The organism is Microbacterium sp. GbtcB4, from assembly GCF_019091465.1.
Lineage (GTDB): Bacteria > Actinomycetota > Actinomycetes > Actinomycetales > Microbacteriaceae > Microbacterium > Microbacterium paraoxydans.
Genome location: NZ_JAGXJJ010000738.1, coordinates 1 through 230 on the forward strand (window position 1 = coordinate 1; position 230 = coordinate 230).

A 230-nucleotide genomic window follows, 5' to 3' on the forward strand; every position below is an offset into this window, starting at 1 on the left:
GGGCGACGGGTGGAACCGCTACGCCGTTCCGGGCCAGACGTTCTACGTCGCGGAGACGGGCCAATGCGCATACGCAGAGGTGCTCGCACCGTACAAGCGGGCCAACGGCTCCGCTGACCCGCTGACCAAGGACGCCGAGTCGATGGCGATGACGCTGGAGGAGTTCGGCGAGGAAGTCGCTCGCGATTGGTCTGAACGGGACTTCATGGGGCTCGGCGCGATCCCCGCCG

General features: G+C 67.8%; 1 pseudogene. It reads left to right on the plus strand.

Annotation, left to right across the window (positions count from 1 at the left end):
* Positions 1–230: pseudogene (locus KVS71_RS19455) on the plus strand (hypothetical protein); the annotation flags it as partial.